Origin of the sequence: Roseicella aerolata, from assembly GCF_020523605.1 — a bacterium.
Taxonomy (GTDB): Bacteria; Pseudomonadota; Alphaproteobacteria; order Acetobacterales; family Acetobacteraceae; genus Paracraurococcus; species Paracraurococcus aerolatus.
This window is the reverse complement of the sequence record NZ_JAJAQI010000160.1, coordinates 1-1062: the sequence shown is the minus strand read 5'-3', so window position 1 is coordinate 1062 and position 1062 is coordinate 1. Positions and strand designations below refer to the sequence as shown.

Here is a 1062-nt window from a genome sequence, read left to right as displayed (position 1 = left end):
GCGAGACCACGCTGAAGGCGGCGAGCAAGGCCGTGGTGGACCACCACCACCTGCTTCCCTTCAGCGCCACCTGGGGCGACGGCACGCTCTCGTCGTCCGACGGCCAGCGCTTCGCCGTACAGCGCGACGGGCTGCTGGGCGCGGTCTACCCCCGCTACTTCGGCTACTACGACCGCGCGCTCACCCTCTACACCCACCTCTCCGACCGGTTCGGGGTGTTCGCCACCCAGGCGATCTCCTGCGCGCCGAGGGAGGCGGGATACGTGCTGGACGGCCTGATGGAGAACGACACGCTCGTCCGGCCGCTGGCGCACACGACCGACACCCACGGCTTCACCGAGCAGCTCTTCGGACTCTGCCACCTGCTGGGCATCGCCTTCATGCCGCGCCTGAAGGACCTGCCCGACCAGCGCCTGTACAAGCTGGACAGGGACGCGGACCATGGCCCGCTGGAGCCGCTGTTCCACGCTGTGGTGGACACGGCGCTGATTGCCGAGCAGTGGGACCAGCTCCTGCGCATCGCCGCCTCGCTGCGGGACAGGACCGCCCCCGCGCACGTCGTGCTGCAGCGGCTCATCAACGCCTCGCCGGCGGACCGGGTCTCGAAGGCGCTGACAGCCTTGGGCCGCGCCTGCAAGACGCTCTTCGTGCTGCGCTACATTCACGAAGAGCCGACCCGCCTGGCCATCCAGCGCCAGCTCAACCGCGGCGAGGCGCGCCACTCCCTCGCCCGCTGGCTGTTCTTCGCCAACCGGGGCGAGTTCCGCGTCGCGGACTACGAGGAGGTGATGAACAAGGCGAGCTGCCTCGGGCTGCTGTCCAACGCCGCCGTGCTGTGGAACACCGTCCAGATCGAGCGCGTGGTGGGCCGCCTGCGCGCCGGCGGGGCCGAGATCGACCCCGCCGACCTCGCCCACGTCTGGCCGCTCCAGCACGCACGCATCATCCCCAACGGCACCTACTTCCTGGGCTGGCCACAGAACGAGATGGCCGAGGCGGCACCGGCCTGACCCGGCTCAGGTCCTTACCGTAAATCTCCGCACGGATGCTGCCGGCGGGCCT

General features: G+C 70.2%; 1 protein-coding gene. It reads left to right on the top strand.

What is annotated here, in order from left to right; translation table 11 throughout:
* A partial coding sequence (locus LHA35_RS28320; RefSeq protein ID WP_226615232.1) for a transposase occupies positions 1–1010 on the top strand: 1010 nt, incomplete at its 5' end.
* Between the last annotated feature and the right edge of the window lie 52 nt (positions 1011–1062).